The sequence below is a fragment of the Streptomyces spongiae genome (genome assembly GCF_009377185.1).
In the GTDB taxonomy this organism is placed as follows: Bacteria; Actinomycetota; Actinomycetes; order Streptomycetales; family Streptomycetaceae; genus Streptomyces; species Streptomyces spongiae.
Genome location: NZ_VJZC01000932.1, coordinates 1 through 2,429, shown reverse-complemented (window position 1 = coordinate 2,429; position 2,429 = coordinate 1). Strand labels below are relative to the sequence as shown.

The window sequence follows — 2,429 nt, the reverse complement described above, 5'->3', positions numbered from 1 at the left end:
TGGTCTGAGTGGGTGTGCGGTGGCGGCAGGAGGGGGAGGCGCCGTGGGCCTCGGCCCGGATGCGTTGCTCCATGGTGGGGGGTAGGGCGCCTGCGTAGGTCCGAGGGGCCCAGGGGGTCTGTGCAGGGGCCTTCGCGTCCGGTGCGCTCTTGCAGGCCGGCACGGTCTGCGGTACAGCCGCCGTGGCCGTGGTCGTGATGAGTCCGAGCGCCGAGCACAGCGCGAGGAAGGCGGTGACGACCGCGGTCCACAGCGTCCTGACCTGGAAGCGGGCCATGAGCCCCTCACATTCGGGTTGGGCGATTTGCGTACTTTCCTCATGATGTGTATATGGGCCGCGAAGTGGTGGATCGACGCTCGTCGTGTGTCGCTCTTCGGATGAACACCACCCGGATGGGCGCAGGGAAGTGGCAAAGTTGGTAGCGAGCGTGGTTTGGCTGTGAATGTCGCGCTCCGCGCGGTGTGATCAGCCTGCCATCGGAATGGAGACGTCCGGTTCTACTGCGGTATGCCGGGCGGGAGTTGAAGGCCGACGCAGGTCACCGATCGATATCGATCGGTGTGTATAGTCGGGCGCCAGAGGTCCCCTACGTCAAGAAAGACGAGGTCGCGCGGTGAAGAAGCTTCTCCTGGTCGCACTGGCCGCCATCGGCGGGCTCCTCGTGTACCGCCAGATCCAGGCGGATCGCGCCGAGCAGGATCTGTGGACGGAGGCGACTGACTCCGTGCCCACGGGTTCGTGAGTGCTGACTGCACCGACACCAGTCTCAGAGCAGACCCCGGCCGCATCGCGGTCGGGGTTTTGTGTTCCCGGAGGCCCTGACCACCTGGCCTGTTCGCTTCTGTGATTGTTTCGGTTGCACAGGCAAAATAGGGATCTTCGTAGAGGGCGTTACGCATCCGCGTCCCCATAGTGCGGGTGGCACGCCCTCCGGCGGGGCAGGATGGGCGGCGTCCGGGGCTACGACGAGGGGTGGCGCGTGATGGGGCGGCGCACGGTCTGGTGGCGAGCGTTGGCAGCCGTGGCAGCGGCCCTGTGCGCGACGGCGGCGCTGCCCGTACAGGCCACGGCGGCCGGTACGCCCGACCCGTACGCCTATGCCGAGGACGCCACCAAGGTCGACGGCACGCCGAGCACCACAGACGCCGTACGGCTCACCCCGGGGAAGACGTACCGCAGCTCCGTCCGCGAGGGCGCCAAGCTCTACTACCGCCTCGAACTCGGCGACAACGCCAACGCGTACGTCTCCGCCACGGCCGTCCCCGGCTCGGGGGCGACGGTCGCCTCGGCGGAGGGCGTCAAGGTGACCGTGCAGGACGACGACGGCCACCGGTGCTCCTCCGAGACGGCACGCTTCGGGCCCACCACCAGCCCGCACCCCGTCACCGCCTGGGCGTCGCGCCAGATCGGGCGCGACCCCTATATGTGCCAGGAGGCCGGAACGTACTACGTGCTCGTCGAGCGCGTCGATACGGTCACCTCCCCCCAAGGCACACAGGACACACAGGGCACACAGGGCACAGAAGGCTCCCAGGGCACACAGGGCTCCTCGGACGACGAGGAGGCATGGGGACTGGAGCTCGGCTACGTGCTGGAGCCGCTCGTGAAGCAGGGCGGTTCCACGAGCCCACCCGAGGTGTGGAACTCCGCGTCGCCCGCGGCCGTCACGGGAGACGCGAGGCGCCGCGAGGGCGGTACGAGCTTCACGACGGCGAGCGCGGTGGCCCAGGGGGTCTGGGAGGACACCGACGGCATCCGGGCCGGGCAGACGCTGTACTACAAGATGCCCGTCGACTGGGGGCAGCAGCTGTACGTCACCGCCGAGCTGGGCGGGGCCGACGGGGACGGCGACGGCTATGTGGGCAACGCGCTGGTCATGTCCCTCTACAACCCCGTACGCGGATTCGTGGACGACACGACAGCCGGCTACGACGGCCGTCAGAGGTCCGTGGACCTGGACCCGCTGCCTCCCGTCCGCTACGAGAACCGTTTCGCCGTCGACGACGAGATGAGCGGCATGCGGTTCGCCGGCTGGTACTACCTCGCCGTGCATCTCGGGGCTCCGGTCGCCGACCGGTTCGGCGACGGGCCGGTCGGGCTGACGCTGCGGGTACGCGTGGCCGGTTCCGCGGCCGAAGCGCCGGCGTATCTGGGGGCCTCCGAACCGAGAGGCGTGTTCGAGATCACAGCCGAGGACCGGGAGGCTGCCGAGAGCGGCTCGGTGGGGGGTACGACCGGTTCCGGGGGCGGTGGAGACTCCGGGGGCCGCGAGGACACCGTAGGCCGCAGAGGATCCGGGAGCACGGAGGCCTCGGGCAGCACTCAGGGCATCGGAGACGACGACACCGCGATGAGAGTGGTCGCTGCGGGCGGCATCGGTACCGGGAGCCTGCTGCTCCTGGGGCTCGGCCTGTGGACGGTCGTGGCC

Annotated in this window: 3 protein-coding genes; 2 read left to right on the top strand and 1 reads right to left on the bottom strand. The window is 69.4% G+C overall.

What is annotated here, in order from left to right; translation table 11 throughout:
- Positions 1 to 277, bottom strand: a 277-nt coding sequence (locus FNH08_RS48830; protein ID WP_228034839.1) for a DUF6344 domain-containing protein, incomplete at its 3' end; no start/stop codon positions are given.
- Positions 278 to 614: 337 nt separating this feature from the next.
- Between FNH08_RS48830 and FNH08_RS52840 the strand changes: the two genes are divergently transcribed.
- Positions 615 to 743 (top strand): DLW-39 family protein, encoded by a 129-nt coding sequence (locus FNH08_RS52840; protein ID WP_003999697.1) that lies wholly within the window; start codon positions 615 to 617, stop codon positions 741 to 743.
- Between the two features lie 240 nt (positions 744 to 983).
- A partial coding sequence (locus tag FNH08_RS48820) for a hypothetical protein (RefSeq protein ID WP_228034840.1) occupies positions 984 to 2,429 on the top strand: 1,446 nt, incomplete at its 3' end.